Annotated in this window: 26 protein-coding genes; 16 read left to right on the forward strand and 10 right to left on the reverse strand. The window is 71.6% G+C overall.

The genetic code is table 11. The features are described from left to right. Positions 1-68: 68 nt before the first annotated feature. Genes AB0K02_RS13480 through AB0K02_RS13490 form a run of 3 tightly spaced genes read left to right on the forward strand, consistent with a single transcriptional unit; the run spans position 69 to position 1,577 of the window. Positions 69-620 (forward strand): DinB family protein, encoded by a 552-nt coding sequence (locus AB0K02_RS13480; protein ID WP_365992534.1) that lies wholly within the window; start codon positions 69-71, stop codon positions 618-620. Between the two features lie 42 nt (positions 621-662). Beyond that, positions 663-881: a hypothetical protein gene (locus tag AB0K02_RS13485; protein ID WP_365992535.1), complete on the forward strand. Its 219-nt coding sequence runs from the start codon at positions 663-665 to the stop codon at positions 879-881. Positions 882-935: 54 nt separating this feature from the next. Then, complete coding sequence (locus tag AB0K02_RS13490) at positions 936-1,577, forward strand: PadR family transcriptional regulator (RefSeq protein WP_365992536.1); 642 nt, start codon at positions 936-938, stop codon at positions 1,575-1,577. Between the two features lie 35 nt (positions 1,578-1,612). Here AB0K02_RS13490 and AB0K02_RS13495 read toward each other — a convergent pair whose 3' ends face one another. Beyond that, a complete protein-coding gene (locus AB0K02_RS13495) occupies positions 1,613-3,031 on the reverse strand; it encodes a glutamate decarboxylase (protein WP_365992537.1) in 1,419 nt (472 codons plus the stop codon). Positions 3,032-3,116: 85 nt separating this feature from the next. Here AB0K02_RS13495 and AB0K02_RS13500 point away from each other — a divergent pair, with 85 nt between their 5' ends. Both AB0K02_RS13500 and AB0K02_RS13505 read left to right on the forward strand, forming a co-directional pair. Further along, a complete protein-coding gene (locus AB0K02_RS13500; RefSeq protein WP_365992538.1) occupies positions 3,117-3,875 on the forward strand; it encodes a MerR family transcriptional regulator in 759 nt (252 codons plus the stop codon). Between the two features lie 202 nt (positions 3,876-4,077). After that, entirely contained in the window at positions 4,078-4,770 is a 693-nt protein-coding gene (locus AB0K02_RS13505) for a VTT domain-containing protein (RefSeq protein ID WP_365992539.1), read from the forward strand. Positions 4,771-4,851: 81 nt separating this feature from the next. Here AB0K02_RS13505 and AB0K02_RS13510 read toward each other — a convergent pair whose 3' ends face one another. After that, on the reverse strand, positions 4,852-6,519 hold the full coding sequence (locus AB0K02_RS13510; RefSeq protein ID WP_365992540.1) for a threonine/serine exporter family protein: 1,668 nt from the start codon (positions 6,517-6,519) through the stop codon (positions 4,852-4,854). Between the two features lie 152 nt (positions 6,520-6,671). Beyond that, complete coding sequence (locus AB0K02_RS13515; RefSeq protein ID WP_017949744.1) at positions 6,672-7,166, reverse strand: inorganic diphosphatase; 495 nt, start codon at positions 7,164-7,166, stop codon at positions 6,672-6,674. Positions 7,167-7,264: 98 nt separating this feature from the next. Here AB0K02_RS13515 and dacB point away from each other — a divergent pair, with 98 nt between their 5' ends. The 6 genes from dacB to folE all read left to right on the forward strand — a co-directional run bounded on the left by dacB (position 7,265) and on the right by folE (position 14,782). Continuing rightward, positions 7,265-8,668: a D-alanyl-D-alanine carboxypeptidase/D-alanyl-D-alanine-endopeptidase gene (gene dacB / locus AB0K02_RS13520; RefSeq protein WP_365992541.1), complete on the forward strand. Its 1,404-nt coding sequence runs from the start codon at positions 7,265-7,267 to the stop codon at positions 8,666-8,668. A gap of 158 nt (positions 8,669-8,826) precedes the next feature. Further along, positions 8,827-9,981, forward strand: coding sequence for a zinc-dependent metalloprotease (locus AB0K02_RS13525; RefSeq protein WP_365992542.1), 1,155 nt, complete (start codon positions 8,827-8,829; stop codon positions 9,979-9,981). Between the two features lie 231 nt (positions 9,982-10,212). Next, the gene (tilS, locus tag AB0K02_RS13530) at positions 10,213-11,265 is read left to right on the forward strand and encodes a tRNA lysidine(34) synthetase TilS (protein WP_365992543.1); all 1,053 of its coding nucleotides are present in this window, start codon (positions 10,213-10,215) and stop codon (positions 11,263-11,265) included. A gap of 40 nt (positions 11,266-11,305) precedes the next feature. Beyond that, positions 11,306-11,845 (forward strand): hypoxanthine phosphoribosyltransferase, encoded by a 540-nt coding sequence (hpt, locus tag AB0K02_RS13535; RefSeq protein ID WP_365992602.1) that lies wholly within the window; start codon positions 11,306-11,308, stop codon positions 11,843-11,845. Between the two features lie 187 nt (positions 11,846-12,032). Beyond that, the gene (ftsH, locus tag AB0K02_RS13540) at positions 12,033-14,066 is read left to right on the forward strand and encodes an ATP-dependent zinc metalloprotease FtsH (protein WP_177149544.1); all 2,034 of its coding nucleotides are present in this window, start codon (positions 12,033-12,035) and stop codon (positions 14,064-14,066) included. A gap of 110 nt (positions 14,067-14,176) precedes the next feature. Continuing rightward, a complete protein-coding gene (gene folE / locus AB0K02_RS13545) occupies positions 14,177-14,782 on the forward strand; it encodes a GTP cyclohydrolase I FolE (protein WP_365992544.1) in 606 nt (201 codons plus the stop codon). A gap of 25 nt (positions 14,783-14,807) precedes the next feature. Here folE and AB0K02_RS13550 read toward each other — a convergent pair whose 3' ends face one another. From AB0K02_RS13550 to AB0K02_RS13575, 6 genes are all read right to left on the reverse strand, one after another. Continuing rightward, positions 14,808-15,296 carry a DUF3180 domain-containing protein gene (locus AB0K02_RS13550; RefSeq protein WP_365992603.1) on the reverse strand — a complete coding sequence of 163 codons (489 nt, stop codon included), beginning with the start codon at positions 15,294-15,296 and terminating at the stop codon, positions 14,808-14,810. Positions 15,297-15,412: 116 nt separating this feature from the next. Further along, a complete protein-coding gene (folK, locus tag AB0K02_RS13555) occupies positions 15,413-16,012 on the reverse strand; it encodes a 2-amino-4-hydroxy-6-hydroxymethyldihydropteridine diphosphokinase (protein ID WP_365992545.1) in 600 nt (199 codons plus the stop codon). Continuing rightward, positions 16,009-16,368, reverse strand: coding sequence for a dihydroneopterin aldolase (gene folB / locus AB0K02_RS13560; RefSeq protein WP_177149541.1), 360 nt, complete (start codon positions 16,366-16,368; stop codon positions 16,009-16,011). The genes folK and folB overlap by 4 nt, the downstream gene beginning before the upstream one ends. A 197-nt stretch (positions 16,369-16,565) precedes the next feature. After that, positions 16,566-17,012 (reverse strand): nuclear transport factor 2 family protein, encoded by a 447-nt coding sequence (locus tag AB0K02_RS13565; protein ID WP_365992546.1) that lies wholly within the window; start codon positions 17,010-17,012, stop codon positions 16,566-16,568. Beyond that, positions 17,009-17,866: a dihydropteroate synthase gene (gene folP, locus AB0K02_RS13570; protein ID WP_365992547.1), complete on the reverse strand. Its 858-nt coding sequence runs from the start codon at positions 17,864-17,866 to the stop codon at positions 17,009-17,011. Before folP ends, AB0K02_RS13565 begins: the two co-directional genes overlap by 4 nt. Positions 17,867-17,972: 106 nt before the next feature. Beyond that, positions 17,973-19,829: a phosphatidylglycerol lysyltransferase domain-containing protein gene (locus AB0K02_RS13575; protein ID WP_365992548.1), complete on the reverse strand. Its 1,857-nt coding sequence runs from the start codon at positions 19,827-19,829 to the stop codon at positions 17,973-17,975. Positions 19,830-20,017: 188 nt separating this feature from the next. Between AB0K02_RS13575 and AB0K02_RS13580 the strand changes: the two genes are divergently transcribed. Continuing rightward, positions 20,018-21,127 carry an alpha/beta hydrolase-fold protein gene (locus AB0K02_RS13580; protein WP_365992549.1) on the forward strand — a complete coding sequence of 370 codons (1,110 nt, stop codon included), beginning with the start codon at positions 20,018-20,020 and terminating at the stop codon, positions 21,125-21,127. A 33-nt stretch (positions 21,128-21,160) separates the two neighbouring features. Here AB0K02_RS13580 and AB0K02_RS13585 read toward each other — a convergent pair whose 3' ends face one another. Next, the gene (locus tag AB0K02_RS13585) at positions 21,161-22,333 is read right to left on the reverse strand and encodes a betaine/proline/choline family ABC transporter ATP-binding protein (protein ID WP_365992550.1); all 1,173 of its coding nucleotides are present in this window, start codon (positions 22,331-22,333) and stop codon (positions 21,161-21,163) included. 140 nt (positions 22,334-22,473) lie between these two features. Between AB0K02_RS13585 and AB0K02_RS13590 the strand changes: the two genes are divergently transcribed. The 4 genes from AB0K02_RS13590 (at position 22,474) to AB0K02_RS13605 (ending at position 25,987) form a co-directional block, all read left to right on the forward strand. Continuing rightward, positions 22,474-23,172: an ABC transporter permease gene (locus AB0K02_RS13590; RefSeq protein ID WP_365992551.1), complete on the forward strand. Its 699-nt coding sequence runs from the start codon at positions 22,474-22,476 to the stop codon at positions 23,170-23,172. Next, on the forward strand, positions 23,172-23,855 hold the full coding sequence (locus AB0K02_RS13595; protein WP_365992552.1) for an ABC transporter permease: 684 nt from the start codon (positions 23,172-23,174) through the stop codon (positions 23,853-23,855). The genes AB0K02_RS13590 and AB0K02_RS13595 overlap by 1 nt, the downstream gene beginning before the upstream one ends. Positions 23,856-23,915: 60 nt before the next feature. Then, positions 23,916-24,893: an ABC transporter substrate-binding protein gene (locus AB0K02_RS13600; RefSeq protein WP_365992553.1), complete on the forward strand. Its 978-nt coding sequence runs from the start codon at positions 23,916-23,918 to the stop codon at positions 24,891-24,893. An 83-nt stretch (positions 24,894-24,976) separates the two neighbouring features. Further along, positions 24,977-25,987 (forward strand): hypothetical protein, encoded by a 1,011-nt coding sequence (locus AB0K02_RS13605; RefSeq protein ID WP_365992554.1) that lies wholly within the window; start codon positions 24,977-24,979, stop codon positions 25,985-25,987. Positions 25,988-26,026 lie beyond the last annotated feature (39 nt).

Raw genomic sequence — 26,026 nt, forward strand, 5'->3', positions numbered from 1 at the left:
AGGCTCCGTAGCGTAGGGCGTGTCGAAGGGGAGAGCCGCTCTCCCCGCGGACCCGGAAGGCGGACATCATGGTCACTCACGTTCCCGCGGAAGCACATGGCGACGAGCGCGGAGCACTGCTCGCCTTCGTGGCGGAGCAGCGGGGCGGAGTCCGCCGCGCGGTGCTCGGCCTGACCGAGGAGCAGGCGGCGTCCCGCCCGACCGCCAGCACACTGTCGCTGTCCGGGCTGGTCAAGCACGGCGCCGAGGTCGAGCGGAACTGGCTGCGGTTGGCACAGCAGGTGCCCAACCCGGACGGGCGCACCCAGGAGAGCTGGGCCGAGGGCTTCCGCCTGTCCGGTGACGAGACGGTCGCCGACATGCTGGCGCTCTGGGACGAGGTGGCCGGGGAGACCGAGGAGTTCATCCGGTCGGTGCCCAGCCTGGACGACACCTTCCCGTTGCCGCCCGCGCCCTGGTTCCCCAAGGACGGCAGGGTCTCCATGCGCTGGCTGCTGCTGCACCTGATCCGCGAGACCGCCCGCCACGCCGGACACGCGGACATCATCCGGGAGTCCATCGACGGCAAGGGCGCCTTCGACCTGGTGGCCCTGGAGCAGGGACGCGGCCCGGAGGCGTAGCCCCGACATGTGCCCGCCGTCGTGTCGGCACACCCTGGAAGCATGGCCAATGACGAGAGGGTCTCGATCGTCGTCCACGCGGTCACACCCGCCGATCCGCCGTTCCGCCTGGTGGAGATCAACGGCACCGTGGCCGGGACCGCCCGTGACCTGCTGGACGTGGTCCATCTGGCGCACGAGGCCGGTCTGCCCCACGTCGACCTCGACGATCCCGGGGTCGTGCGGTGGGTCGGCGGCGGCAAGTACAAGTGGACGCGCTGACCGGCGGAAACGGCGCCCGCGTACCCTGGTCGCACCTGAACGGGAGGGACGCGGATGTCGGCGATCCGGCTGCTGGTCCTGGGGGCCGTGCGCCAGCACGGGCGGGCGCACGGCTACCAGGTCCGCAACGACCTGGAGTACTGGGGCGCGCACGAGTGGTCGAACGCCAAGCCCGGATCGATCTACCACGCCCTCAAGCACATGGCGAAGCAGGGGCTGCTGCACGCGCACGAGACGGCGCCGTCGACCGCCGGCGGCCCGCCGCGCACCGAGTACGAGATCACCGACAAGGGCACGGAGGAGTTCTTCGCCCTCCTGCGCGCGTCCCTGACCGCCTACGACCAGAAGCCGGACGTGCTCGCGGCGGCGCTCGGCTTCGTCGTGGACCTGCCGCGCTCCGAGGCGGTGGAACTGCTCCGGCAGCGGGTGCGGAGCATCGAGGAGTGGCGCTCGTCGGTCACGGACTACTACACGCCCGATGAGGGGCCCGAATCCCTCGGGCACATCGGCGAGATCATGAACCTGTGGGTGACGCAGGCCGACTCCGGCGCCCGGTGGACGCGGGGGCTGATCGAGCGGATCGAGTCCGGCGCGTACACGTTCGCGGGGGAGGGCGCCCCCTTCGTCGGCGTCCTGGCCGAGGGCGAGGAGAACCCGTACGCGACGGGCGAGCACCACGAGGGCGACGCGCGCTGAGGCGACAGCTCCGTGACGCCAGCTGACGCGCCCCCTCAGTGGTGGAAGGCCGTCGCCTTCGCCGTGTCCTTGTCCAGCGGCCCGGTCTGCTCCCGCAGCTCCGGCAGGAGCATCCGCAGATCCTCGAGCAGCAGCTCCGCCAGGTCCTCCGAGAAGCCGTTGCGGCACACCACCCGCAGCACCGACAGGTCCTCCCGGTTCGGCGGGAAGGTGTACGCGGGCACCAGCCAGCCGCGCTCCCGCAGCCGCCGCGACACGTCGAACACGTCGAAGCGCGTGACGCCGGGCGCCGTCGTGAACGCGAACACCGGCAGTTCGTCACCCTGCGTCAGCAGACGGAAGTCGCCCAGCTCCCCGATCCGCCGCGCGAGACCCCGCGCCACGTCCCGCGCCGCCTGCTGCACCGCCCGGTACCCCTCCCGGCCCAGCCGCAGGAACGTGTAGTACTGGGCGACCACCTGCGCGCCCGGCCGTGAGAAGTTGAGCGCGAAGGTCGGCATGTCGCCGCCCAGGTAGTTGACCCGGAAGACCAGCTCATCCGGCAGCTCGGCCGGCGAGCGCCACAGCGCCCAGCCGACGCCCGGGTAGACCAGTCCGTACTTGTGCCCGGAGGTGTTGATCGAGGACACCCGGGGCAGCCGGAAGTCCCAGACCAGCCCCTCGTCGAGGAACGGCGCCACCATCGCCCCGGACGCGCCGTCCACGTGGACGGGGACGTCGAGGCCCTCGCGCTCCTGGAGCGCGTCCAGCGCGGCGCAGACGTCGGCGACGGGCTCGTAGGACCCGTCGAAGGTCGAGCCCAGGACGGCGACGACCCCGATGGTGTTCTCGTCGCACAGCGCGGCGGCCGCCTTTGGGTCGAGGTGGAAACGGTCGCCCTCCAGCGGCACCTGCCGCGCCTCCACCTCCCAGAAGGTGCAGAACTTCTCCCAGCAGACCTGCACGTTCGCACCCATCACCAGATTGGGCTTGGCGCTCGCCGGATAGCGGTCGGCGTTCCGCGTCGCCCAGCGCCGCTTGAGCGCCATCCCCGCGAGCATGCACGCCTCGCTCGACCCGGTCGTCGAGCACCCCACGGCCGAGGCCGGGTCCGGCGCGTGCCACAGGTCCGCGAGCATCGCCACGCAGCGGCGTTCCAGCTCCGCCGTACGCGGGTACTCGTCCTTGTCGATCATGTTCTTGTCCCGGCACTCGCCCATCAGCACCCCTGCCTGGGGCTCCATCCAGGTGGTGACGAAGGTGGCGAGGTTGAGCCGGGAGTTCCCGTCCAGCATCAGCTCGTCGTGCACGAGCTGGTACGCGGTGGAGGGCGGCAGCGGCCCGTCCGGGAGGCGGTGCGTGGGCGGGGCCGCGGTCATGCCGGCGACCGGATCCGCCTCGCCGAAGAACGGGTTGAGCGACAGCCTGCGCCGTTCCGGTCCGCCGTCACCGGACGCGCCCTGATGGAGTGCCATGGGACTCAGGCTCACCCGGGCTTGCACCTCACGCAACGTGAGGCAGCAGCCTGGACGCGTCACGGAAACGAAGGAGCGGAAGGCGATGAGCTACTCCGTGGGACAGGTCGCCCGTTTCGCCGGCGTCACGGTGCGCACCCTGCACCACTACGACGAGATCGGCCTGCTCGCACCGGGCGGGCGCAGCCACGCGGGTCACCGGCGGTACGACGACGCGGACCTGGACCGGCTGCAGCAGATCCTGTTCTACCGGGAGCTCGGCTTCCCGCTCGACGAGGTGGCGGCACTCCTCGACGACCCGGACGCGGACCCGCGGGCCCACCTGCGGCGGCAGCACGCGCTGCTGACCGCCCGGATCGCCAGACTGAAGGAGATGGCCGCGGCCGTGGAGCGAGCCATGGAGGCGAAGAAGATGGGCATCAACCTCACGCCCGAGGAGAAGTTCGAGGTGTTCGGGGACTTCGACCCCGACGTCCACACGGAGGAGGCCGAGCGGCGCTGGGGCGGCACCGACGCCTACCAGGAGTCGGCTCGGCGTACCGCGTCGTACACGAAGGAGGACTGGCAGCGGATCCAGGCCGAGGCCCAGGAGATCACCCGGCGTTTCGTGGCGCTGATGGAGGCCGGTGAGCGGCCGACCTCCGAGGCCGCGACGGACGTCGCGGAGGAGCACCGCCGGTGGATCTGCCGCAACCACTACGAGTGCACCCACGAGATGCACAGCTGCCTGGCGGAGATGTACGTCTCCGACGAGCGCTTCACCCGCAACATCGACCGGGCGAAGCCGGGGCTGGCGGCCTACGAGCGGGAGGCGATCCTCGCCAACGCCGCGCGGCGCGCCTGACCGGGCCGCCGGACGTCCACCCGGCCGTCGCCCGCCGGCCATGTGCCCCGGCCGTGACTTTGTCCCGGCCGGGGCACAGTGCATCCTGGGCGGGCCGGTGGAACGCGGCCGGGTCCCGGTGCGTTGATAGCTTTGGCTCGTCCCCGCACGCCGTACGCCGCCCGGCGCATCGCCCGACTACCGACTCAGGAGCCCGGACCTCGTGAACACCCTTGCGCTCGGACCGAGCTGGCTCGACCCGGACTACCTGATCACCACCTTCGGGCTGATCGGCGTCCTGGTCATCGTCTTCGCCGAGTCCGGCCTGCTGATCGGATTCTTCCTGCCGGGCGACTCGCTGCTGTTCACCACGGGCCTGCTGGTGACCACCGATGTGATCAAGCAGCCGCTGTGGGTGGTCTGCACCCTCGTCGTGCTGGCCGCGATCCTCGGCGACCAGGTCGGCTACCTCTTCGGCCGCAAGGTCGGCCCGGCCCTCTTCAAGCGCCCCGACTCCCGGCTCTTCAAGCAGGAGAACGTGGAGAAGGCGCACGACTTCTTCGAGAAGTACGGCCCGAAGTCCCTGGTCCTGGCCCGCTTCGTGCCCATCGTGCGGACGTTCACGCCGATCATCGCCGGTGTGAGCCGGATGAACTACCGCTCGTTCATCACCTTCAACATCATCGGCGGCGTGCTGTGGGGCGCCGGAGTGACGCTGCTCGGCGCGGCGCTCGGCAAGGTGGAGTTCGTCCACAAGAACATCGAGGCGATCCTGATCCTGATCGTGCTGATCTCGGTGCTGCCGATCGTGATCGAGTTCCTGCGGGCCCGCTCCAGGAACAAGAAGGAGGCCGCCGCCTCCGCCGACGCCGCCGAAGCGCCGTCGACCACGCGCGGCCGCCACGCCAAGCGCTGACCCGCGCCCCGGGCCGGGACGACCGCCCGGGGGTGACGTCCGCGCCCAGGGGCCGACCGACCGCCCCGCCCGCTCACACCATCAGAAGCCGCGCGTCCGCTTGGCCGCGCGGCGGCCGCCCGGGGCCTCCGCGCCCGGCAGGCCCGCGGCTCCGGGCACCCGCAGGAAGAGCCGCGAGATCTCCGCCCCCAGGTTCACCCCGATCGCGATGGCGAGCGCCAGTGCCGCCGCCTTGCTGAGCGAGGCGAGTCCCGTGTTCAGCTCGCCCCGGGCGATCGACAGCAGCCCGAAGTACGTGGCGCTGCCCGGCAGCAGCGGCCCGATCGCGGCCGTCACGTACGGCAGGGCGGAGGCGAAGCGGTAGCGGGAGAGCATCTGGCCGAACAGGCCCACCAGCCCCGCCGCGGCAGCCGTCGCGGCGACCGGCGAGACGTCGGCGGTGTCCGCGAGGGCCGCGTAGACGACCCAGGCCACCCCGCCGTTGAGGGTCGCCAGCCACACCGTGTGGCGCTCCTGCTGGAGCATCATGGCGAAGCACAGGGACAGCGTCATCGCCGCCAGCGTCTGGACCACCGGGCGCTCCACCGTGTGGATGGCCGTCTCCGGCTGGAGCCCGGCGTCGAGCGCGAAGCCGAGGTACAGCACGCTCAGCACGCCGACGACGATGCCGACCACCAGGTAGCCGACCTCCAGCAGACGGGCCGCGGCCGTGATGTAGAAGCCGGTCAGACCGTCCTGCACACCGGCGACGAGCGCCCGTCCCGGGATCAGCGCGAACAGCCCACCGGTGATCACCGCCGACGCGCGCACCTCCAGCGGCGACAGCGTCAGCGCCACGCCCACCGCGGCGGACGGCATCGCCGCCGCGACGAACTGGTAGAACTCCGGCAGCCCGCGCCCGGCCGCCAGCCAGGCGAGCCGGTCGCCGAGCATCGCGCTGACCGCGGCCGCGAGGAACACCACGAGGTCACCGCCGACCAGCACGGAGGCCGCACCGGCCAGCACGCCCCCGGCCAGCGTGAGCGCCCAGCCGGGGTACGGGTGCCGGTTCCTGCGGATCTCCGCCAGCCGCCGGTAGGCCTCCTCCAGCGTGACGTCCGACTCGTCGACGCTGATGTCGTGGACCAGCCGGTAGACCGCGGCGAGCCGGGTGTAGTCGGTGCCCCGCCGCCGCACCGTGCGGTTGGCCGTCACGGGATCGTCGACGAGGGACGGCTGATACGTGATCGACAGCAGCGTGAAGGTGACGGTCGGCTCACAGCGGTCCAGGCCGTACGCGCGCGTGATCGCGAACATCGCCGCCTCGACGTCCTCGGCCCCCTCGCCGCCCGCGAGCAGCAGCTCGCCGATACGCAGCGTCAGGTCGAGCACGCGCGGCACGGCGGGGCCCGTCTCGCCCTGCCGGTGCACGGTCTCCGGCACGGGCCGCTCGCCCACGGGCATCCGCAGCATGGCCCGCATCCGGTCCTGCCAGGGCGCGTCCTTGGTGAGCCGGACGACGGGGACGCCGTGCGCGGGCGTGAAGGCCGGCGGGGAGGTCCTGGCGCTGTACGTGCTCGGCGGGGCGAAAGCCGACCCCTCCGGCTCCGGCGGCGGTTCCGGCAGCAGCCCCTCGGGAACCGCGAACTCCGAGCTGGGGTGGTCCTCTTCCGGCGCGCCCGGCTGCTCCACCCCCGGGGGCGGAGCGAAAGCGCTGTGCGCCTCGTCGGACTGAGGCTTCCGGTCTTCCGGACCCTCGGGCTCCGCCATATCTCGCTGTCCTCGCTCCCTCTCGTACGAGCCCCGTGTCCGGCCCTCCTGCCCAGTATGGGCATGTCCAAGGGGTCAGCGGCCGCCCGGCTACGCGACGCGGGCGGGACACCGAGGTGTCCCGCCCGCGTCAGGGGTTCGTGCAAGCGGCGTCAGTGCGCGCCGCCCTGCGCCTCCAGGCGCTTGAAGGAGGCCTCGATCTCGGCCTCGGCCTCGGCGCGGCCGACCCAGTTGGCGCCCTCGACGGACTTGCCGGGCTCCAGGTCCTTGTAGACCTCGAAGAAGTGCTGGATCTCCAGGCGGTCGAACTCGGACACGTGGTGGATGTCGCGCAGGTGCTCCACGCGCGGGTCGGACGCCGGCACGCACAGCAGCTTGTCGTCGCCGCCCGCCTCGTCGGTCATCCGGAACATGCCGATGGCGCGGCACTTGATCAGGCAGCCCGGGAAGGTCGGCTCGTCGAGGATGACCAGCGCGTCCAGCGGGTCGCCGTCCTCGCCGAGGGTGTTCTCGACGAAGCCGTAGTCCGCCGGGTAGCTGGTCGAGGTGAAGAGTCGACGGTCCAGGCGGATCCGACCGGTCTCGTGGTCCACCTCGTACTTGTTCCGCGAACCCTTCGGGATCTCGATGGTGACGTCGAACTCCACGGGTGGCTCCTCCATGATCAAGACATAGCAAGACGTGATTGACGGTGATTAAGTGTCCCTCACGCACTTGGGTGATCGCGAAAGGGGCTGGTGCGGCGGTGCCGAAGGTCAGGACGTGGCAGCTCGCAGCGGGCGCCGCCGTTGCCGGCCTCGCCCTCGCCGCCGGGGCGGTTGCCGCGGCGGGCCCCTGGGACTCGGGCCAGCGTAAGGCCGAGAAGGAGTGGGCGGTGGCCCACGGGCGTACGGGTGGCGTACATCACGGGCGGCCGGCGCCCCGGCGCCCCGCCCCCGCTCCCAGCGCCCCTGCCGTGCTCACCGCCCTCGGCGGCCCGCGCACCGCGTCCGCGCAGGCTCCCGCGACCGTCCCGGCCGTCCTCGCGAAGGCCCTCGGACCGCTGCTCGGCGCCCCCGGCCTCGGCCCGTCGCCGACCGCCTGCGTCGTCGACCTCGGCACCGGGGAGCGGCTGTACGGGAAGGGGGCGACGGTCCCCATGACCCCCGCGTCCACCGTGAAGATCGCCACGGCCGCCGCCGCCCTGTCCGCCCTCGGACCCGACCACCGCATACCCACCACGGTCGTCGCGACCGCGGAGGCGAAGGAGATCACCCTCGTCGGCGGCGGCGACGCCACCCTGGACCGGGCCCGTCTCGCCACGCTCGCCGACCGCACGGCCCGCGCCCTGCGCGAGCGCCGCGCCGGTGCCGTCCGCCTCGTCCACGACACCTCGCTCTACACCGGCCCCCTGCTGCACCCCATCGGCCCCAACGACAACATCGCCCCGGTCAGCGCCCTGATGGTCGACCAGGGGCGCAACGACCCGCGGAGCACCGGCGCCGCCACGCGCACCGCCGACCCGGCAGGCGAGGCCGCCCGCGTCTTCGCCACGATGCTGGAGGAGCGCGGCGTGCGCGTGAGCGGAGTCCCGCGGCCCGGCCGGGCGGCAGCGAAGGCCGTCCCGCTCGCCCAGGTACTCTCCGACCCCCTCTCCACGATCGTCGAACGGATGCTGACCAGCAGCGACAACGACATAGCAGAGTCGCTCGCCCGGCAGACCGCGACGGCCACCGGGGAGAAGGCGGACTTCGCCGGCGCCGGACGGGCCGTGACGGGACAGCTGCGCCGTCTCCAGCTGCCGCTGGACGGCGCCCGGTTCGCCGACGGCAGCGGTCTGAGCAGGCAGGACAAGGTCTCCGCCGCCTTCCTGACGGCGCTGCTCGCCCGCTCCGGCGACCCGGCCCACCCCGAACTGCGCCCGGTCCTCACCGGCCTCCCCGTCGCGGGCTTCACCGGCACCCTGGAGAACCGCTACGCACCGTCCTCGTCCGGCTCCGGCCTCGTCCGCGCCAAGACGGGCACGCTCACCGGCGTCAACACCCTCGCCGGCACCGTCGTCGCCCCCGGCGGGCGACTCCTCGGCTTCGCGTTCCTCGCCGACGGCACCCCCTCGCGGGGCGCGGCGCAGGACGCCCTCGACCGCCTGGCGTCGGCCCTCGCGAAGTAGCCCCGTCCACCCGGCCGGGCCCTGCGCGCCGCGGCACCCGCGCGGGCGGGCGGCCCGCGCAGGACACGGCACGCGCCCGCACTCCCGCGGCCGGGTAGGGGGCGGACGGGGCGGCCGACACCTGCACGCCCCGGCGGTGGAGAACGTACGGTTGACGCATGACGAGCATCGGTGGTGCCGAGATGGTCGACTGGAACCTCGCCGCGGCGACCGCGACCCGCTTCGTGCGGCCAGGTCCCGACGTGAGCCGTGACGAGGCGCGAGCCGTCGTCGCCGAGCTGCGCCGGCACGCCAAGGCCTCCGAGGAGCACGTGCGCGGCTTCACAGCGATGATCCCCGCGGGCTCTCAGCCGCAGGACACCCCCGTCCTCGTCGTGGACCGGGCCGGCTGGATCAGGGCGAACGTGGCGGGCTTCCGCGAACTGCTGCGCCCCCTGCTGGACAAGATGCAGGAACGCCGCTCGGGCACGCCGGGCGGCGCGGTGCTGGGCGCGGTCGGCGGCAAGGTGACCGGCGTCGAGCTCGGCATGCTCCTGTCGTTCCTCGCCTCGCGGGTCCTCGGGCAGTACGAGACCTTCGCCCCCGCCACCCGCGACCTGCCGGCCGGCGACCCGGCCGACCCGAACGGCAACGGCGGCGGCAGGCTGCTCCTGGTCGCCCCCAACATCGTCCACGTCGAGCGCGAACTGGAGGTCGACCCGCACGACTTCCGGCTCTGGGTCTGCCTCCACGAGGAGACGCACCGCACCCAGTTCACCGGCGTGCCGTGGCTTCGGGACCATCTCGAGGGCGAGATCCAGTCATTCCTGGGCGAGACCGAGATGGACCCGATGACCGTTCTCGAACGGTTCCGGGAGGCCGCGCAGTCGCTCGTCGGGGCCCGCCCCGAGGGCGAGGACGACGAGGGCGGCCACTCCATCGTCGAGCTGGTCCAGACACCCGCCCAGCGGGAGATCCTCGGCCGGCTGACCGCCGTCATGTCCCTGCTGGAGGGCCACGCGGACTACGTGATGGACGGCGTCGGGCCGGACGTGGTGCCCTCCGTGAGCGAGATCCGGGAGAAGTTCCAGCAGCGCAGGGCACGTGGCGCGAGCCGCCTCGACCTCGCGCTGCGCAAGCTGCTCGGCCTGGACGCCAAGCTGCGGCAGTACCGCGACGGCGAGCGTTTCGTGCGCTCCGTGGTGGACCAGGTCGGGATGGACGGGTTCAACCGGGTCTGGACGTCCCCCAACACGCTCCCGACCAAGGCGGAGATCGCCACACCGGCGGACTGGGTCGCGCGGGTGCACCGCAAGGGCGAGGGCGCACCGTAGAGCAGTGGGAAGGTGCACCGTAGAGCAGTGTCGTGAACGACGGGCCGGGACGGCAGAACGGCGCCCCTCCAATCACCCGTCCGAGGGACCGTGGGCGTTGGGCAGGCGTGCAATGCTCGGGTATTGGCTCGGTTCTGTCACCATCGACGCACTCTGAGTGACTGAATTCCCGTCGCTCTCGTTCACCTCGGACCGAGACACCCCTCCCGAACTTCACGAAGGGCACCGGACATGGGTCCCCATCCTGCGGTCGCGGCGATACGCCTGGCGGTCCGCCGCGTACTCCACGAAGTCCTCACACAGCACGCAGAGCACACACAGCACGCAGAGCACACCGACACCGCCGCAGCCGCCGCCCGCGCCACGCGAGAGTGCCCGCTCGTCCTCGTCGCCTGCTCCGGCGGCGCCGACTCCATGGCGCTCGCCTCCGCCCTCGCCTTCGAGGCCCCCAAACTCTCCGTCCGCGCCGGCGGCATCACCATCGACCACGGCCTCCAGGACGGTTCCGCGCAGCGCGCGGCCGACGTCGTCGCCCGCCTCACCGCCATGGACCTCGACCCCGTCGAGGCCGTCGCCGTGCGCGTCGGCCGCGAGGGAGGGCCCGAGGCCGCCGCCCGCGACGCCCGCTACGCCGCGCTCGACGAGGCCGCCGAGCGCCTCGGCGCCTCGGCCGTGCTGCTCGGCCACACGCGTGACGACCAGGCGGAAACCGTTCTGCTCGGTCTCGCCCGCGGATCCGGCATCCGCTCGCTGTCCGGTATGGCCGCCGTCTCGGGGGCGGACGGCCGCTACCGCCGCCCCTTCCTCCAGATCGACCGCCAGACCGCCCGCACGGCCTGCATGGTCCAGTCGCTGCCGGTCTGGGACGACCCGCACAACGCCGACCCCGCCTACACCCGCTCCCGGCTGCGCCACGAGGGCCTGCCCGCCCTGGAGAAGGCGCTCGGCAAAGGCGTCGTCGAAGCCCTTGCCCGTACCGCGAGCCTCTCCCGCGACGACGCCGACGCGCTCGACCGCTGGGCCGCCGACGTGGCCGCCCGGGTACGGGACGAGAGCGGCGCCCTGGAGTGCGCCAAGCTCTTCGACCTGCCGGCCGCCGTACGGCGGCGGGTGCTGCGCCGGGCCGCCATCGAGGCCGGTGCGCCGGCCGGTTCCCTCTTCGCCCGGCACGTCGAAGAGGTCGACCGGCTGATCACCGGCTGGCGCGGTCAGCGGGCCATCAATCTGCCCGGCCGGGTGGAGGCGCGTCGCCAGGGTGGCAGACTGGTCATTCGGCAAGGCTGAACCGCCGAGACAGAAAGCGACGCGGGTGAACGAGAAGGACATGGGCAACGACCTCCAGTCGGTGCTCATCACCAAGGAAGAGATCGACGCCAAGCTCGCCGAGCTTGCCGCCAAGATCGACGCGGAGTACGCGGGCAAGGACCTGCTCATCGTCGGAGTCCTCAAGGGCGCCGTGATGGTGATGGCGGACCTGGCGCGTGCGCTCGCCACCCCCGTCACGATGGACTGGATGGCCGTGTCCTCGTACGGCGCGGGCACGCAGTCGTCCGGCGTCGTCCGGATCCTCAAGGACCTGGACACCGACATCAAGGGCAAGCACGTCCTGATCGTCGAGGACATCATCGACTCGGGCCTGACCCTGTCGTGGCTGCTGACCAACCTCGGCTCGCGCGAGCCGGCCTCCCTGGAGGTCTGCACCCTGCTGAGGAAGCCGGACGCCGCGAAGGTCGCGATCGACGTGAAGTGGATCGGCTTCGACATCCCGAACGAGTTCGTCGTCGGATACGGCCTGGACTACGCGGAGAAGTACCGCAATCTCCCCTTCGTCGGCACGCTCGCGCCGCACGTCTACGGGGGCTGAGGCACCGGCACGTCCCGGGGAACCCAGGCCGCCTTTCCGCCGTTGGAGCATGGGAAGGCGGTCTCCGGTGACAATGCTGAGGTACCGTCCGAAGAACAGTTGTCTTTTCTCATAGCAGTCTCATAGCAAGTCCCACAGCAGCATTTACCTACGGGCAGGAGGGACGGAGCGGATTCGCTCCGTATGGATGGACGTGAAGCGATACTTCCGTGGGCCGGTCATGTGGATCGTGCTGGCCGTCCTCGCCGTGGTCGTGCTGATGCAGGTCGTCGGCTCGTCGGGCGGCTACAAGACGGTGGACACCGGCGAGGTCGTCCAGGCGATCGACAAGAACCAGGTCAAGCAGGCAAAGCTGACCACTGGCGACGAGCAGATCATCAAGATCGAGCTCAAGAAGGGCCAGAAGGTCGACGGCGGCACCAAGGTGCAGGCCAGCTACATCGGCACCCAGGGCGCCGATCTGGCCGACAAGCTGCAGGAGAAGTTCGAGGCCGGTGAGATCGAGAAGGGCTACACGGTCTCGCCGTCGAAGCAGAGCCCGTTCGTCTCGGTGCTGCTCTCGCTCCTGCCCTTCGTCCTGATCGTCGTGGTCTTCCTCTTCCTGATGAACCAGATGCAGGGCGGCGGCTCCCGGGTCATGAACTTCGGGAAGTCCAAGGCCAAGCTCATCACCAAGGACACCCCCAAGACGACCTTCGCCGACGTGGCCGGGTCCGACGAGGCGGTCGAGGAGCTCCACGAGATCAAGGAGTTCCTCCAGGAGCCCGCCAAGTTCCAGGCCGTCGGCGCCAAGATCCCCAAGGGCGTACTGCTCTACGGCCCGCCCGGCACCGGCAAGACGCTGCTCGCGCGCGCCGTCGCGGGCGAGGCGGGCGTCCCGTTCTACTCGATCTCCGGTTCCGACTTCGTCGAGATGTTCGTCGGTGTCGGTGCCTCCCGTGTCCGGGACCTGTTCGAGCAGGCCAAGGCGAACGCCCCGGCGATCGTCTTCGTCGACGAGATCGACGCCGTCGGCCGGCACCGCGGCGCGGGCCTCGGCGGCGGGCACGACGAGCGCGAGCAGACGCTCAACCAGCTGCTCGTCGAGATGGACGGCTTCGACGTGAAGGGCGGCGTCATCCTGATCGCCGCCACCAACCGGCCCGACATCCTCGACCCGGCGCTGCTGCGTCCGGGCCGCTTCGACCGGCAGATCGCCGTCGACCGTCCCGACATGCAGGGCCGGCTGGAGATCCTCAAGGTCCACCAGAAGGGCAAGCCGGTCGCCCCGGACGTCGACCTGTCCGCCGTGGCACGCCGTACGCCGGGCTTCACCGGCGCCGACCTGTCGAACGTGCTGAACGAAGCCGCGCTGCTCACCGCGCGCAGCGACAAGAAGCTCATCGACAACCACATGCTGGACGAGGCGATCGACCGCGTCGTGGCGGGCCCGCAGAAGCGGACCCGGATCATGTCCGACAAGGAGAAGAAGATCACCGCGTACCACGAGGGCGGACACGCCCTGGTCGCGGCGGCCTCACCGAACTCCGACCCGGTCCACAAGATCACGATCCTGTCCCGCGGCCGGGCCCTCGGCTACACGATGGTGCTCCCAGACGAGGACAAGTACTCCACCACGCGCAACGAGATGCTCGACCAGCTGGCGTACATGCTGGGCGGCCGCGCGGCCGAGGAGCTCGTCTTCCACGACCCGACCACGGGCGCGGCGAACGACATCGAGAAGGCCACGGCCACCGCCCGCGCGATGGTCACGCAGTACGGCATGACCGAGCGGCTCGGCGCGATCAAGTTCGGCGGCGACAACACCGAGCCCTTCCTGGGGCGCGAGATGGCGCACCAGCGCGACTACTCGGAAGAGGTCGCGGCGCTCGTCGACGAAGAGGTCAAGAAGCTCATCGAGACGGCGCACAACGAGGCGTGGGAGATCCTCGTCGAGAACCGCGACGTCCTCGACAACCTGGTCCTCCAGCTGCTGGAGAAGGAGACCCTCGGCAAGGAGGAGATCGCGGAGATCTTCGCCCCGATCGTGAAGCGCCCGGCCCGCCCGGCGTGGACCGGCTCCTCCCGCCGTACGCCCTCCACCCGCCCGCCGGTGCTCTCCCCCAAGGAGCTCGCCCTGACGAACGGCGCCAACGGCAGCACGCCGACGGTGGCGGACGTCACCAAGGCGGTCCCGACGGAGACCGTCGAGGCGGTCCCCGAGGAGCGCCCGGAGGCCTGAGCCCCCGGCTCGGCGCCGCCCCGGAATGAATGCCGCGTCCCCCAGGTTCTAGCCTGGGGGACGCGGCATTTTGGTATGTCCGCAGCCCGAGCAAGAGGAACGAGGCACAGATGACCGACCCGGTGACGCTGAACGGCGAGCGCGTGATCGCCGAGTTCGACGAGAAGCGGGCGGAGAACGCCGTACGCGAGCTGCTGCTGGCGGTGGGCGAGGACCCGGACCGCGAGGGGCTGCAGGAGACGCCGGCGCGGGTGGCGCGGGCGTACAAGGAGATCTTCGCCGGGCTGTGGCAGCGGCCGGAGGACGTGTTGACGACGACGTTCGATCTCGGCCACGACGAGATGGTCCTCGTCAAGGACATCGAGGTGTATTCGACATGTGAGCACCACCTGGTGCCCTTCCGGGGCGTGGCGCACGTCGGCTACATCCCTTCGACGACAGGGAAGATCACGGGCCTGTCCAAGCTGGCCCGGCTGGTGGACGTCTACGCCCGCCGCCCGCAGGTCCAGGAGCGGATGACCACCCAGATAGCCGACTCGCTGATGGACATCCTGGAGCCGCGGGGCGTGATCGTCGTCGTCGAGTGCGAGCACATGTGCATGTCGATGCGCGGCATCCGCAAGCCCGGAGCCAAGACGATCACCTCGGCGGTGCGCGGCCAGCTGCGGGACGCGGCGACGCGCAACGAGGCGATGAGCCTGATCATGGCGCACTGACGGCTCTCGCCACCGGCGCCGCGGATCACATCGCGCGGGCCGCCTGGTTGGTGTCGTCGTCGCCGTCCTCCGGCAGCTTGCAGACGCGCTCCAGGAACATCGCGGCCGCGATCACGGCGATGCCCGCCACCACCGAGAGCCCGGCGTAGATCGCCTGGTCACGGCGGGCGGGCACGTCGAGCGAGCCGAGCAGGAACACGCCCGTGCCGCCGTACATCCCGCTCACCAGCGCCGCGACCAGCGCGCTCGCCTGGCCGAAGACCACGGCGCGCGCCGCCATCAGCGGTTCGACGCCCTTCGCCCCCGGCCGGCGCTCGCGCTGCGCCTTCAGCCGGGCGCGCAGCGACAGGGCCGTGGCGGCGAGGACGGCGGCGATCACCCCGAGCACGATGGGCGCGGCCAGCGGCACACTCGGCAGGGTGCCCAGGGAGTCCCACAGGCGGGCGCCGCCCCAGGAGAGGACTCCTGCCGCGGCGAAGAGTCCGGCCAGCACACCGAGCCGTAGTTGCTTCACCGCTAAGAGCCGCCCTTCAGCTGTGGTGTCGTACGGGACATCCCCGTACGGGACCGCGCCGCACGCGATCGCCACGGGACCGCGCCGCACGCGATCGTCCCGTACGAGCCTAACGACTACTCGGGCAGCCGCAGTTCCAGGTCGGCCCGGGGCTCCACACCGGCGACGCCGATGCCCGCGAGCAGTTCGGCGACGGCTCCCCGGCCCGGCAGCTGGGCCTCGGGCTGGACGTCGTGCCAGGGGGCGAGCACGAAGGCGCGCTGGTGGGCGCGCGGGTGGGGGAGGGTGAGGACCGGGTCGTCGGAGACGACGTCCGCGTACGCCACGATGTCGACGTCGATCGTGCGGGGGCCCCAGCGCTCGTCGCGGACGCGGTCGAACGCCTCCTCGATGGCCTGGCCGCGCTCCAGGAGCGAGGACGGCGGCAGGGTCGTCTTGATCACGACCACCGCGTTGAAGTAGGAGGGCTGGCTGCCGGGCTCGACGCCCCACGGCTCCGTCTCGTACACCGGGGAGACCGCCTTGACCCGCAGGCCGGGGGTGTCCTCGAGGGCGTCGATCGCGCCCTGGAGGGTCTCCAGTCGGTTGCCCAGGTTGGAGCCGAGCGAGATGACCGCCTGTTTGGGGTTGGACAGGGTGATGTCGGCGGCGTCCACCTGAGCCACCACGGAGGTGGGCACAGGCTGCACGGTGGGGTCGCTCGTGGCCTTGTTCATACTCGGCTCCGGGTGATCGTGATGGTCACGTCGTCGAAGGGCACCGTGATCGGGGCGTCCGGCTTGTGCACCACCACCTCGACCTCCTCGACGCCGTCGTGCTTCAGACACTGCTGGGCGATGCGCTCGGCCAGCGTCTCGATCAGGTCGACGGGCTCGCCCTCGACGACCGCCACGACCTCCTCCGCCACCACGCCGTAGTGCACGGTCTTCGCCAGGTCGTCGTCGGCCGCCGCCGGGCGGGTGTCCAGGCCGAGCACCAGGTCGACGATGAAGGTCTGGCCCTCCTCCCGCTCCCGGGGGAAGACGCCGTGGTGCCCGCGGGCCTTGAGGCCGCGCAGCGCGACACGATCCACGCGAATCACTCCTGCTTTCTGTACTAGCGGGATGCGGGCTCCCGGCCATGTGCGGACGGCGCGGTACCCGCATTCGAATCTACCTGCGAGCACCGACACGACATGCCCACGGGTCCCGGGGGAAACCGCGTGGGCTGGGGTAGCCGCGTATACCCGGGGGAGGCCGGCCATCAACCTCCTGTGGGGCGCTTACCCACTTACGAGGGGCTGTCCTCGTCCTCTTCGCCCTCGGTTTCCGTCAGTACGGGGGAACCGTGATGTGACCAGAGCTTCCAGCCGTCGGATGTGCGGCGGAACACATTGGTCGCGACGACGAGCTGGCCGACGAGCGGTCCGAGTTCGCCGGCCTCCTCGGCGGGACCGCCGCTGAGGATGTTCTCGGTGCAGGTGACGAGGGCCGTGTCGCCGGCCACACTCACCTTCACGTCGGTCAGGAAGAACTGGATGTACTCGGTGTTCGCCATGATCAGCGCGTACGAGCGCAGGACCTCGCCGCGGCCCGAGAGGACGGGCCAGCCGGGATGGACGCAGGAGATGTCCTCGTCCATCCAGAGCGCGGACAGCTCCTCGAAGTCGCCCTGCTCCATCGCCTCGTAGAAGGCGGTGTTGGCCTTCTCGACCAGCTCCGTGTCGGTAGGGCTCACCGGGCGCCCTCGACGGCGCGTGCGACGCGCACGGCGTCGGCCGTGGCGCGCACCTCGTGGACCCGTACGGCCCAGGCGCCCTCGTGGGCGGCGATGGCGGAGACGGCGGCGGTGGCCGCGTCGCGTTCCCTGGCCGGCGGTGTCGCGCCCTCCTTGGCGAGCACCCGGCCGAGGAACCGCTTGCGGGAGGCGGCGACCAGGACCGGGCGGCCCAGGGCGCGCAGCTCCTCGAGATGGGCCACGAGCGCGAGGTCGTGCTCGGCCATCTTGGCGAAGCCGAGACCGGGGTCGACGACGATGCGCTCGGGCGCGATGCCTCCCGCGACGACGGCCTCCATGCGCTCCCGCAGTTCGGCGACCACCTCGGCGACGACGTCGCCGTACACCGCGCGGCTGTTCATGTCCTCGCTGAACCCGCGCCAGTGCATGACGACGAACGGGGCGCCGGTGTCGGCGACGGCGGGGACCATGCGGGGGTCGGCGAGACCGCCGCTGACGTCGTTGACCAGGACGGCACCGGCGGCGATCGCCTGTTCGGCGACGGAGGCGCGCATGGTGTCGACGGAGACGACCACGCCCTCGGCGGCTAGCCCGCGGACGACCGGGACGACCCGGCGCAGTTCCTCGGCCTCGTCGACGCGGGTCGCTCCGGGCCTGGTGGACTCGCCGCCGACGTCGACCAGGTCGGCGCCCTGGGCGACCAGGTCCAGGCCGCGCTTGATCGCGGCCTTGGTGTCGAACCAGCGGCCTCCGTCGGAGAAGGAGTCGGGCGTCACATTGACGACCCCCATGACCGCACAGCGATCCCACTCCGGCAGGCCGTCGGCCGTACCCCGTCCGCGCAACGTACTCATGTGGCCAGCCTAGGGCCTGCCCGGCGGATCGTGGCCGGGGCAGGGCGCCGGGGAGACATCCGGGCCGGGGCCCGTCGCCGGGGAGGCATCGGGGGCCCGGGCGCGGTCAGGCGGCGCGGACCTCGTGCTGTTCGGAGCGCCGCGGGAGGTGGGCGCAGGGGCGTGGGTCGCGGGCGGCGCGGCGGCGGGCGAACGGGCGGGGCGGCGAGAGGGTGACGAAGCCCTCCGCCTGCATCGCGGCGAAGCCGATGCGGGGCAGGTCGCGGGTGCTGCGGAAGACCACGAAACGCGGTTCCCAGCGCGGCCGGAACTTGGCGTTGAACTTGTACAGCGACTCGATCTGGAACCAGCGGGAGAGGAAGACGAGCAGCCCGCGCCACAGTCGCAGCACCGGGCCGGCGCCGATCTTCTCGCCGCGGGCGAGCGCCGAGCGGAACATGGCGAAGTTGAGGGAGACCCGTTCGACGCCGAGGGCGGGGGCGGCCTGGAGGGCGGCGACGATGAGCAGCTCGTTCATGCCGGGATCGGCGGAGCGGTCGCGGCGCATCAGCTCCAGGGACATGCCGTCGTCCCCCCAGGGAACGAAGTGGATGATCGCCTTCAGATCGCCGTACGGAGCGTGCTCGTCCGCCTTGTGGGCGGTGGCGATCACGGCGTCGCCGTCGGCCGGGTCGCCTATCCGGCCGAGCGCCATCGAGAAGCCGCGCTCGGTGTCGGTGCCGCGCCAGTCGGCCGCGGCGCGGCGGATCCGTTCCAGCTCCTCGTCGGTGAGGTCACGGGCGCGCCGTACGCGCGTCTCGTAGCCGCCTCGCTCGATGCGCTTGACCATCTGGCGTACGTTGCGCATCGCGCGCCCGGTCAGGGAGAAATCCGCGACGTCCACCACCGCCTCGTCCCCGAGTTCCAGCGCGTCGAGGCCCGTCTCGCGCGTCCAGACCTCGCCGCCGGTCTCCGAGCAGCCCATGACGGCGGGCGTCCAGGAGTGGGCTCTCGCCTCGTCCATGAAGCGCTCGATGGCCCCGGGCCATGCCTCCACGTCGCCGATCGGGTCGCCGCTGGCCAGCATCACGCCGGAGACGACGCGGTAGCAGACGGCGGCCTTGCCGCTGGGCGAGAAGACGACACCCTTGTCGCGGCGGAGCGCGAAGTGGCCGAGCGAGTCGCGGCCGCCGTGCGCGGCCAGCAGGGCGCGCAGCCGGCGCTCGTCGTCGGCGGTGAGGCGGGCGGCGGGGTGCTCGGGACGGAAGGCGAGATAGATCGTGGTGACGGCGGTCAGCAGGCCGAGGGAGCCGAGCGAGTAGCCCACGGTCCAGGGGACGTTGCCGGTCCAGTCGACGGGGCCCTCGAAGCCGACCAGCCCGTACATGACGTGTTCGAGGCGGTCGGTGAGGCCGGGGCTGCCGACGATCCTGCCCGGGTGGACGCTCACGATCACCAGGCCGAGGCCGAGCGAACCGGCGCCCATCACGACGAAGTTGGCCAGTGCGCGCCACCGGCTGCGGGGGTCGGGGAGGGCGGCGAACTCGTCCCGGTGACGCAGCAGGAGGGCGAGCAGGCCCAGGGAGAGCAGGACGCCGACGACGGAGTGGCGGTAGACGAACTGGGCGAGGGCCCCGGCGGGCAGCAGGATCACCGCGGCCCGCCAGGCGCGCCGCTTGTGGCGTTTGATGCCGTGTGCCAGCAGGAGCAGCAGGACTCCGGTGCTGAGCGAGAGCGCGGCGGCGAACGGGCCGAGGGCTCCGGGCAGCACCTCGGCGAGGGTGTGCATCCGGCTGTGCCGGAACCGCGGGAAGACACCGGCCGCGATGTCGATCAGACCGATGAGGGTGCAGGCCGAGCCGACGAGCGCGGGTACCGCCTCGGGACGGGGCCCGCGCAGGACGCGGCGCACCCGGTTCATCGTCCGATGCGTCACCCGTCTCGGAACCAATGCTGATTTGTCCCCATCTACCGTTGCAGACATCGCTTCCCGTGACTTCGCGAGAGATCGTGCGTCCGGGCCACAGGTCGGTCGGCCCCGGACGATGTGCGCTCTCTAGGACGGCACTTCACGGAGGCGGGTTCATCCGCCGCCGGGAAATTCTCGGCGGACCGGCCCCGGCCGGGCGCGGGTCACCGACGCCGGCCCGTAGCAGAAAGCACACGCCACTCATGGGTCTGACCAGCAACAAAGTCCTGGCCTTCGCCATAGCCGCAGCCGTGCTGCTGTTCGCCGCCACCGTGTGGCTGTGGCCCAGGCTGGCCCGCAAAGGGCTGCGTCCGGTGGCCGGGCGGATCGGGCTGCTGCTCGCCACGCAGCTGGCGCTCTTCGCCGCCGTCGCCCTCGCGGCCAACAACTCCTTCCTCTTCTACGGCTCCTGGGCCGACCTCTTCGGGCAGGAGCAGGAGATGGGCGTGGTCGAGGACCACGCGGCGGGCAGCAGCATCGAGGTCGTCGAGCGGCGCGCGCCGGACGTGCTGGGAGGCTCCCGCGCGGTGACGGGTGGGCAGATCCAGAAGGTCGTCGTGTCGGGCGCGACGTCGGGGATCGACAGCCCCGCGTACGTCTACCTGCCGCCGGAGTACTTCCAGGAGAAGTACCGCACGCGCACCTTCCCCGCGGCCGTCGTGCTCACCGGCTACCCGGGCACGGCCGAGAATCTGCTCAAGGGCCTCAAGTACCCCGCCACGGCACACCGGTTGGCCGGAGAGGGCCGGATGCAGCCGATGATCCTGGTGATGCTGCGGCCGACCGTCGCGCCGCCGAGGGACACCGAGTGCGTGGACGTGCCGGGCGGGCCGAAGTCCGAGACGTTCTTCGCGACGGACCTGCCGCAGGCGGTCTCGGAGACCTACCGGGTGGGCACGGCCGCGCGGAACTGGGGCTTCATCGGCAACTCCACGGGCGGCTACTGCGCTTTGAAGATCGCGCTGCACCATCCCGGGCGGTTCGCGGCGGGCGCCGGTCTGTCCGCGTACTACAAGGCGGCGGAGGACCCGACCACGGGTGACCTCTTCCACGGCGACAACCGGGCGCGGCAGCGGGCGGACCTGCTGTGGAGCCTGGACCATCTGCCGCAGGGCAGGTCCTCGTTCCTCGTCACGACGTCCCGGCAGGGCGAGGGCAACCTGAAGGGGACTCTCGCCTTCATCGAGAAGGTGAAGGCACCCGCGCGGGTGTCGTCGATCACGCTCGACAGCGGCGGTCACAACTTCAACACGTGGCGGCGGGAGATCCCTCCGGCCCTGGAGTGGCTGAGCGGACGGCTCAGCGCGACGTGACCCCCGCGGGAGGCGCTCCGCCGCCCGCCGTCGTCAGGGCTTGTCCACGGACACCGGCGGCGGGACCGTGCCGATCGACTCCACAGTGACGTCCGCGCGTGCCACGTCGCGGGCGTCCGCGTCGACGGAGCGGCGCAGCGCCTCGTGCAGCCGGGCCGGGGTCAGCACACCGAGGAAGCGGCCGGTCTCCTCCTCGTCGATCACCGCGATCCAGCCCGCGTCGTGCTGGAGCATCGTGGCGAACGCCTGCTTGAGCGAGGCGCCGACCGGCAGCCACGCCTCCATGCGGCGGGCGTGCTCGTGCACGACGCCGCTGCGCCGCGCCTGTTCGGCGGAGATCCAGCCGTGCAGGTTGTCCGCGGCGTCCAGGACCACGGCCCAGCGCGAGCCGAGCTCGCGGGGGAGCGGATCGCCCACGTGCACCACGGGGGGCTGCTCCAGATCCCCTTCCTCGATGGGGGTGACCGACAGTCGCTTGAGCCCCCGGTCGGCGCCGACGAAGTCGGCCACGTAGTCGTTGGCGGGCGCGCCCAGAACGGTGGCGGGAGCGTCGAACTGCTCGATCCTGCCCTGGCCGTAGACGGCGATGCGGTCCCCGAGCCGTACGGCCTCCTCGATGTCGTGCGTGACGAACAGGACCGTTTTGCGCACCTGCGACTGGAGCCTGAGGAACTCGTTCTGCAGGTGCTCGCGCACCACGGGGTCGACCGCGCCGAAGGGCTCGTCCATCAGCAGCACGGGCGGGTCGGCGGCGAGTGCGCGGGCGACGCCGACGCGCTGGCGCTGGCCGCCGGACAACTGCTCGGGATAGCGGTCGCCGTGGACGGACGGGTCGAGGCCGACGAGGTCGAGCAGTTCGGCGGCGCGCGCACGGGCCTTGGCGCGGCCGGTGCCGAGCAGGTGGGGAACGGTGGCCGTGTTGTCGAGGACGGTCCGGTGCGGGAAGAGGCCCACCTGCTGGATCACGTAGCCGATGCGGCGCCGCAGCGCGACGGGGTCGACGGTGGAGATGTCCTGTCCGTCCACGAAGATGCGGCCGCTGCTCGGCTCGATGAGGCGGTTGACCATCTTCATCGTGGTCGTCTTGCCGCAGCCCGAGGGACCCACCAGCGTGACCAGTTCACCCTCGGCGACCTCGAAGGAGAGGTCGTCCACGGCGGTCGTGCCGTCGGCGTACCGCTTGGTGACGTTGTCGAAACGGATCATGGCTCCCCATTGTGACGGCGCATGTGTGAAAGCCATGTTGCTGCAATGTGCCGGTCCCCGGGGATTGTCAGTGGCGGGGGTTAGGGTCGAAACCGTCGACCGCCGGCATTGATCCGGCGTTCCGGGGGAGGTGGGGAGGGATGAGTGGGGAGCGGGCCGCGAGCAGTTGCCTCGCGGCGAACGACTGGTTCTGCGCGGAGTATCTGCGCAGCCGCAGCGAGGAGCTGACGGAGGCGACGGTCCAGCACGTCTGGATCACGGTGGCATCGGTCCTGATCGGACTCGTGGTGGCGCTGCCCCTCGCGCTGCTCGTGCGTGCCCGGCCGCGGTTCGCCGGACCGGTCCTCGGCCTGACGACCCTCCTCTACACGATCCCCTCGCTCGCGATGTTCTCGCTGCTGCTGCCCTTCCTCGGACTGTCCGCGGCACTGGTCGTGACGGGCCTCGTGCTCTACTCCCTCACCATCCTCGTGCGGAACATCCTGGCGGGGCTCGCGGCGGTGCCCGCCGAGGCGCGTGAGGCCGCCCGGGGCATGGGTTACGGACCGGTCCGCCTGCTGTGGGAGGTGGAACTGCCGCTGGCGCTGCCCGCGTTGATGGCGGGCGTGCGCATCGCCACGGTGTCGACGATCGCGCTGACCACGGTCGGAGCCCTCGTCGGCAAGGGCGGCCTGGGCAATCTCATCGACGACGGGGTGCAGACCACCTTCAAGGCGCAGGTGCTGACGGCATCCGTGCTGTGCGTGCTGCTGGCGGCGGTCGCGGACCTGCTGCTGCTCGGAGCGCAGCGGCTGCTCACCCCCTGGACCCGTGTGCGCGCGGCGGAGGGGAAGGTCTGATGGCTGTGCCGGCCGACGTGTGGACCTGGCTCACCACCGGGGCCAACTGGTCGGGCGAGAGCGGTGCCTGGCACCGGCTCGGCGAGCATGTGTACGTCAGCGGTGTGGCGCTCGCCCTGGCCTGCGCGACAGCCCTCCCGGTGGCCCTGTGGCTGGGGCACATCGGCAAGGGCGGCGCCCTGGCGGTCAACATCTCGAACGCGGGCCGGGCGATCCCCGTCTTCGCCGTCCTCGCGCTCTTCATGCTCACGCCGCTGCGCAGCGCCGGCTATCTGCCGACGATCATCGCGCTGGTGCTGTTCGCCGTGCCCCCGCTGCTGACCAACGCGTACGTGGGGATGCGCGAGGTGGACCGGGCGGTGGTCGAGGCCGCGCGGGGGATGGGCATGTCGGGCGGCCAGCTCTTCCTCCGGGTGGAACTGCCCCTCGCCTACCCCCTGCTGATGACCGGGGTGCGTTCGGCCGCCGTCCAGGTGGTGGCCACGGCGACGATCGCCTCGATGGTGGGCCAGGGCGGCCTGGGCCGGATCATCACCGCCGGCTTCACCACGTACAACACCGCGCAGGTCGTCGCGGGCGCGCTGCTCGCCGCCGCGCTCGCGCTCCTCGTGGAGGCGCTGCTGGTCGCCGTCGACCGGCGGCTGAACCCGCTGCGCAGGGCCGCGACGGCACCGGGCGGCTGACGCGGCGGAGCGGATGGACCCTTTTTGTTCGATGTGTCGGTCGCATGGACGGAGAACCTGATGAGCAAGACCTCACGCGTCGCGGGCGCGGTACTCGGTGTGGTGGCCCTCGCGGGTTCTCTTGCCGCGTGCGGCGGTGAAAGCCTGGAGCAGGAGAAGGACAGCGCCGCATCGGCCGGCGGACCCGGGGACAAGGGCACGCTCGTCGTGGGCGCGGCGGCCTTCACCGAGTCCAAGGTGCTCGCCGAGCTCTACGCCCAGCTGCTGGCCGACGCCGGATACGAGACGTCGGTCACCACGGTGAAGAACCGCGAGCTGTACGAACCGTCCCTGGAGAACGGCGAGATCGACGTCGTCCCGGAATACGCGGCCACCGTCGCCGAATTCCTCAACGCGAAGGTGAACGGGCCGAAGGCGCCGCAGGAGAAGCCCGTCGCATCCAGCGATGTCGACGCCACCGTCGCCGCGCTCACCGAGCTCGCCGAGCCGCGCGGACTGAAGGTGCTCGACGCGGGCGAGGCCGTCGACCAGAACGCGTTCGCGGTGTCCCGGGAATTCGCCGAGAAGAACAACCTCAAGACACTTTCGGATCTTGGGAAGTCGAAGCTGAAGGTGAAGATCGCGGCGGGCGACGAGTGCGAGGTCCGGCCTTTCTGCGCCCCCGGTCTGAAGAAGACGTACGGCATCGACGTCGCCGGCGTGGACCCCAAGGGGGTCGGGACGCCGCAGGCCAAGCAGGCCGTCCAGGACGGTGAGGACCAGCTCGTCCTGACCACCACCACCGACGCCACGCTGGAGAGCTTCGGCCTGGTCCTGCTGGAGGACGACAAGAAGCTCCAGAACGCCGACAACGTCCTTCCGCTGGTCAATGCGCGGGACGCCGGGGACAAGGAGATCGCCGAAGTCCTCGGCGCGCTCACCGGGGTGCTGACCACCGCGGATCTCGCCGAGTTGAACCGTGCGGTGGACGCCGAGCGCGCGAAGCCCGAGGACGCCGCGAAGGAGTATCTCCTGTCGAAGGGGCTGATCGAGAAGTAGAGGCGCACCGGCTCGGAGTTCTCGACCAGAGATTTGCCGGGCCGACACCCCATTCGCCGCCTACGCACGGTAAATTTCGGGCCATGCCACGAGGACGCCACCGCCATTCCCCGCCCCTGCACAAGCTGCTGCCGCCCTCGGCCGTGGCCGGAGCGTCGGTACTGTGCGCCGCCGGCGCGTGGTTCGTCCAGGACGCCGTCGTGCTGCGCACCCTGGTGGCGGCCGCGGCTGCCGCCGCGGTCACCGGCGCGGTCCTCATGCGCAGTTGGGACCGCAGCGCAGGCCGCCGGGTCGCGGAGCTCACGCGGGCCCGCGCGAGCGACCAGTGGAAGACCGAGGAGCGCATAGCGGAGCTCGAGGCGGACATCGAGGAGTCGCGCGAACTGCGCATCAAGCTCGATGCCAAGCTGCGTGCCAAGCGGGTCGAGCTGGCCGGGCTGCGCGGCGAGCACGCCGCCCTGCTGCGGCGGTACGCGAACGCCGAGACGGAGCGGGCCAGCGCCCTGGAGGGCCGCAGGCAGCTCGCGATCGAGGCGGCCGCGCCGTCGAAGGCCCTGCCCCCGGCCGGTTCGACGCCCACCGCGGCCACGTACCTGCGGGCCGCCAAGGCACTGGACGAGCTGTCGCGCAACGCCGCCGCCCAGGAGGCGAGGCGCACCGTCGAAGAGGCACGCGCCCGGGATCTGGCCGAGCGGTCCCAGGAGGCGGACGAACCGCAGGGGAAGCACGCGGCGGGCGCCGGGGCCGGGCAGCAGGCCCGTCCGGCGTCCGCCCTGCCCGCGCGCCGTCCGGTGCCCGCCGCGTCGGCGGTCGTCCCCTACGGCGCCTCGCGTGCGCGCGCCAAGCGCCCCGAGGGCGGCTTCGACTTCTTCGGCACGGGGGCGGGCGCCGGCTCCGCGCCGGAGGACCCGCGGCCCGCACAGAAGGCGATCGAGGCCGTGCAGCACGAGGACCTGGCCGACGTGGTGGGCGAGGAGGCTCTCACGGCCGTGCGCATGAAGGACCCCCGCGCGATCGGCAAGGTCATCGACCTGACCGCCCACGACGAGACGGAGCAGCTGGACGTGGCCCGGCTGCGCGACGCCGTCTCCTAGCGACGGGGAACAGGAACAGGAACGGGCACGGCGAGGGCC

Origin of the sequence: Streptomyces sp. NPDC049597 (assembly GCF_040675505.1) — a bacterium.
Classification (GTDB): Bacteria; Actinomycetota; Actinomycetes; order Streptomycetales; family Streptomycetaceae; genus Streptomyces.

Excerpts from the sequence above, each read along its gene's own strand:
- AB0K02_RS13480 (WP_365992534.1), top strand. The coding sequence starts at position 69 with ATGGTCACTCACGTTCCCGCGGAAGCACATGGCGACGAGCGCGGAGCA.
- AB0K02_RS13485 (WP_365992535.1), top strand. The coding sequence starts at position 663 with ATGGCCAATGACGAGAGGGTCTCGATCGTCGTCCACGCGGTCACACCC.
- AB0K02_RS13490 (WP_365992536.1), top strand. The coding sequence starts at position 936 with ATGTCGGCGATCCGGCTGCTGGTCCTGGGGGCCGTGCGCCAGCACGGG.
- AB0K02_RS13495 (WP_365992537.1), bottom strand. The coding sequence starts at position 3,031 with ATGGCACTCCATCAGGGCGCGTCCGGTGACGGCGGACCGGAACGGCGC.
- AB0K02_RS13500 (WP_365992538.1), top strand. The coding sequence starts at position 3,117 with ATGAGCTACTCCGTGGGACAGGTCGCCCGTTTCGCCGGCGTCACGGTG.
- AB0K02_RS13510 (WP_365992540.1), bottom strand. The coding sequence starts at position 6,519 with ATGGCGGAGCCCGAGGGTCCGGAAGACCGGAAGCCTCAGTCCGACGAG.
- AB0K02_RS13525 (WP_365992542.1), top strand. The coding sequence starts at position 8,827 with ATGACGAGCATCGGTGGTGCCGAGATGGTCGACTGGAACCTCGCCGCG.
- tilS (WP_365992543.1), top strand. The coding sequence starts at position 10,213 with ATGGGTCCCCATCCTGCGGTCGCGGCGATACGCCTGGCGGTCCGCCGC.
- hpt (WP_365992602.1), top strand. The coding sequence starts at position 11,306 with ATGGGCAACGACCTCCAGTCGGTGCTCATCACCAAGGAAGAGATCGAC.
- ftsH (WP_177149544.1), top strand. The coding sequence starts at position 12,033 with ATGGACGTGAAGCGATACTTCCGTGGGCCGGTCATGTGGATCGTGCTG.
- folE (WP_365992544.1), top strand. The coding sequence starts at position 14,177 with ATGACCGACCCGGTGACGCTGAACGGCGAGCGCGTGATCGCCGAGTTC.
- folK (WP_365992545.1), bottom strand. The coding sequence starts at position 16,012 with ATGAACAAGGCCACGAGCGACCCCACCGTGCAGCCTGTGCCCACCTCC.
- folP (WP_365992547.1), bottom strand. The coding sequence starts at position 17,866 with ATGAGTACGTTGCGCGGACGGGGTACGGCCGACGGCCTGCCGGAGTGG.
- AB0K02_RS13575 (WP_365992548.1), bottom strand. The coding sequence starts at position 19,829 with ATGTCTGCAACGGTAGATGGGGACAAATCAGCATTGGTTCCGAGACGG.
- AB0K02_RS13580 (WP_365992549.1), top strand. The coding sequence starts at position 20,018 with ATGGGTCTGACCAGCAACAAAGTCCTGGCCTTCGCCATAGCCGCAGCC.
- AB0K02_RS13585 (WP_365992550.1), bottom strand. The coding sequence starts at position 22,333 with ATGATCCGTTTCGACAACGTCACCAAGCGGTACGCCGACGGCACGACC.
- AB0K02_RS13590 (WP_365992551.1), top strand. The coding sequence starts at position 22,474 with ATGAGTGGGGAGCGGGCCGCGAGCAGTTGCCTCGCGGCGAACGACTGG.
- AB0K02_RS13595 (WP_365992552.1), top strand. The coding sequence starts at position 23,172 with ATGGCTGTGCCGGCCGACGTGTGGACCTGGCTCACCACCGGGGCCAAC.
- AB0K02_RS13600 (WP_365992553.1), top strand. The coding sequence starts at position 23,916 with ATGAGCAAGACCTCACGCGTCGCGGGCGCGGTACTCGGTGTGGTGGCC.
- AB0K02_RS13605 (WP_365992554.1), top strand. The coding sequence starts at position 24,977 with ATGCCACGAGGACGCCACCGCCATTCCCCGCCCCTGCACAAGCTGCTG.